3 protein-coding genes are annotated in these 3689 nt (G+C 71.9%); 2 read left to right on the top strand and 1 reads right to left on the bottom strand.

The window, feature by feature from the left end:
* Positions 1-1202: PQQ-binding-like beta-propeller repeat protein (locus ACFV0G_RS37135; RefSeq protein WP_380557534.1), on the top strand; the 1202-nt coding region annotated here is incomplete at its 5' end.
* Positions 1203-1280: 78 nt separating this feature from the next.
* On the opposite strand, the gene ACFV0G_RS37130 is transcribed toward ACFV0G_RS37135, so the two are convergent.
* Positions 1281-1790 carry an HNH endonuclease gene (locus ACFV0G_RS37130; protein WP_380557531.1) on the bottom strand — a complete coding sequence of 170 codons (510 nt, stop codon included), beginning with the start codon at positions 1788-1790 and terminating at the stop codon, positions 1281-1283.
* 274 nt (positions 1791-2064) lie between these two features.
* Here ACFV0G_RS37130 and tyrS point away from each other — a divergent pair, with 274 nt between their 5' ends.
* Positions 2065-3330: a tyrosine--tRNA ligase gene (tyrS, locus tag ACFV0G_RS37125; RefSeq protein WP_380557537.1), complete on the top strand. Its 1266-nt coding sequence runs from the start codon at positions 2065-2067 to the stop codon at positions 3328-3330.
* Positions 3331-3689: the final 359 nt, after the last annotated feature.

Below are 3689 nucleotides of genomic sequence, written 5' to 3'. Positions count from 1 at the left end.
TCCTTCGTCGTTCCGGGGGCCGGCGGGTGCGGTGGGCGCACGCCAAGGCCTGGGCCGCCACCACGGACGGCGCCTCCGCCGCTCCCGCCGCGGCCGACGACACCCTCGTCGGCAGCTGGCTGACCGCGAACACGGTCGTCCGCGCCGACGGGGCCGGCGTGCGCGCCTACGCCCTCGCCGACGGCAAGCCGGCCTGGTCGGTCAGCGCCCCCGCTCCCGGCGCGGTGCCCTGCGGCCTCTCGCCGACCGTGGGCAGCACCGGCCTCGGCGGCGTGCTCTTCCGCACCGGCGCCGACGCCAAGAGCCCCTGCACCCTGCTCGCCGCCGTCGACACCGCCACCGGCAAGGCCGCCTGGACGAAGACCCTCTCCGACACCAAGGACGCGTACGCCGCGCACGTCTCCGTGGTCGGCGACAAGGTGATCGCGGTCGGCGACGACAAGGTCTCCGCCTGGGCCGCGGCCGACGGCAAGGACCTCTGGCAGTACGGCGGGCCCGGCAAGTTCTGCAGCCTCTCCGGCGGTGCGAGCGGCGCCACGGTCCTGCTGCACAGCAACTGCGCCGACTCCGCCCCGGCCGACCAGGCGGTCGCGCTCAACGCCGCGGACGGCAAGCTCAAGTGGTGGCGCGGGCTGAACAACCAGCCGAAGACCGTGACCGTGCTGTCCGCCGAACCCGCCGTGGTCGCCACCACCGGGGCGCAGGCCGCAGACGACCGGATCTTCGCCTGGGGCGCCAACGGCGACCCGGCCGCCGAGATCCCGGTGGCCGGCCCCGCCGGACGCCTGGACACCGGCCGCGGCACCTTCGACCCCGCGCCGACCGTCTACTTCCACGACCACACCATGGTCACCACGCTCGGTCCGCCGGAGGGCGGCATGTCGACCGCGGTCACCGCGTACGACCTGACCACCGGCAAGCCGCAGTGGACGACCGCGATCGCCGAGAAGCGCAAGGCCCGCGCGGTCGGGCTGGAGGCCGAGACCGGTCTGCTGCTCGCGGTGGACGAGCGCCTCGACCAGCCGGCCCACATCAGCCGCTTCGCGCTGGCGGGCGGCCAGGAGACCCAGGGCGGCGCGTTCCCGACGGGCACCGGCTCGCTGCTCTCCACCGGCCGGGTGCTGAGCGGGGCCAAGGTGGTCGTGCTGCCCGAGCACGCGGCCAACTTCGGCAGCGTCACCGCCTTCCAGGCCAAGGGCTGACGCCCGACGGGCCGGTCCGACCACGGCGCGGGCCGGCCCGTCCCCCGATCGGGCCGGCCCGCGGGCCTGTGCAGCGCGTTACGCAGTGGCCGGCAGCCACGGCGCGAGATCGGCGAGGTCGCCGTCCCGCAGCCCGAGCGCGGCCATCAGCGTCGCCTCCGGTGTCGGCTCGAACGGCTGCCGGAGCAACCGCATCCCGGCCTGCTCCGGTGTCCGGTCGGCCTTGCGCTGGTTGTCCTCGGAGCAGGCGGCCACGGTGTTGAGCCAGCTGTCCGCACCGCCGCGAGAGCGGGGCACCAGGTGGTCGACGGTGCTCGCCCGGCGGCCGCAGTAGGCGCACAGGTGCTGGTCGCGGATGAGCACACCGCGCCGCGACCACGGGGCGCGTTGTCGGAACGGCACCCGGACATAGCGATTGAGTCTGATCACCCGGGGCACCGGGACGGCCACGCCGGTACCGCGCACCATGCGCAGCGGATGGGCGTGCTCCACGACCGCCTTGTCCTGGAGGACGAGTACCACGGCGCGCTTCAGCGACACCGTCGTCAGCGGCTCGTAGCTCGCATTGAGCACCAGCGTGTTGCGCATTGTTCCGGCCACCTCCCTGCACGGCCGCGCCTGCCGGCACGACCGAACCCGTCACTGCCGCCGCACGGCGGTGGATCCACTCTGAACGCCGACGGCCCCGGCAACAACGGAATTTCCGATCGCACGGACCCGGGCGCGCGCCGCCGCTCGGCGGACCGTACGGAAACCCCCTGGCGCCGAGCGCGTACTCTCTAGAACGCTGGAGTCGTCCAGGCGCGCGGCCCACCGCAGGGCCGCGGCAGACGCCGGACGCGATCGAAGGAGAAGCGTGACCGTGACGGACATCGTCGACGAGCTGCGGTGGCGTGGGCTGATCGCCCTGTCCACCGACGAGGACGCACTGCGCAAGGCGTTCGCGGACGGCCCGGTCACCTTCTATTGCGGCTTCGACCCGACGGCGCCCAGCCTCCACCTCGGCAACCTGGTGCAGATCCTCACCATGCGCCGGATCCAGCAGGCGGGGAACCTGCCGCTCGGCCTGGTCGGCGGCGCCACCGGCCTGATCGGCGACCCCAAGCCGACCGCCGAGCGCGTCCTCAACGACCCCGAGACGGTCGCCGGCTGGGTGGACCGCCTGCGTGGCCAGATCTCGCGCTTCCTCGACTTCGAGGGCGAGTACGCCGCCCGCATGGTCAACAACCTGGACTGGACGTCCGGCATGTCGGCGATCAGCCTGCTGCGCGACGTCGGCAAGTACTTCCGGGTCAACAACATGATCGCCAAGGAGGCGGTCGCCCGGCGGCTGAACTCCGACGCCGGCATCAGCTACACCGAGTTCAGCTACCAGATCCTCCAGGGCATGGACTTCCTGGAGCTGAACCGCCGCTACGGCTGCACCCTGCAGACCGGCGGCAGCGACCAGTGGGGCAACCTCACCGCCGGCACCGACCTGATCCGCAAGGCCGAGGGCGGGTCCGTGCACGCCCTGGCCACCCCGCTGATCGTGAAGGCGGACGGCACCAAGTTCGGCAAGACCGAGTCCGGGACCGTCTGGCTCGACCCGGAGCTCACCACGCCGTACGCCTTCTACCAGTTCTGGCTGAACGCGGACGACCGGGACGTCTCGAACTTCCTGCGCATCTTCTCCTTCCGCTCGCGGGAGGAGATCGAGGAGCTGGAGCGCGAGACCGCCGAGCGTCCGGCCGCCCGGCTCGCCCAGCGGGCGCTGGCGGAGGAGCTCACCACGCTGGTCCATGGTGCCGAGCAGTACGAGCGCGCGGTCGCCGCGTCGAAGGCGCTTTTCGGCCAGGGCGACCTCGCCGACCTGGAGCCGGCCACCCTCGCGGCGGCCCTCGCCGAGGTCCCGAAGGCGACGGTCGCCGAACTCCGGCCGGTGGTCGACCTGCTGGTCGAGGTCGGACTCGCACCGAGCCGCTCGGGCGCCCGCCGCACGATCAAGGAGGGCGGCGCGTACCTCAACAACGCGAAGGTGGCGGACGAGGAGGCCGTGCCGGCCGAGTCGGACCTGCTGCACGGCCGCTGGCTCGTCCTGCGGCGCGGCAAGCGCAACATCGCGGCCGTCGAGGTCGTGTCGAAATAACGCCACGCGGCTGAAACCACACCGTGGTTGACCAGCGGAGACGCACATCAGGGGCCGGATCCAGCCAGATCCGGCCCCGCTGTGTTTGACGCTCGCGGACCGGTGCCCTAACGTTGGACGAGTCGCCGAAACCGGGAGCACCCGGGTGGCGGCCCCCCAAACCTCTGACTGAGCGACTCGTCGCGCACCTTTTCGAGAAATCGATCGGGAAATGCGGACCGAATAACTCTGCTAGAGTTCGGGAGCGCCGAAAGGCCCCGGCTGATCCGATGAAAGAAACTCCGGAAAACGGAGCGGAAAACATCTGATAAGCTGGAAACACGAAAGAGCGAAACGCCCGGAGGGTCCGCTGGAAGGCG

Origin of the sequence: Kitasatospora sp. NPDC059571, from assembly GCF_042735675.1 — a bacterium.
Taxonomy (GTDB): domain Bacteria; phylum Actinomycetota; class Actinomycetes; order Streptomycetales; family Streptomycetaceae; genus Kitasatospora.
Note: the sequence above shows the minus strand (reverse complement) of the source record. Positions and strands in the feature narration are given on the sequence as shown.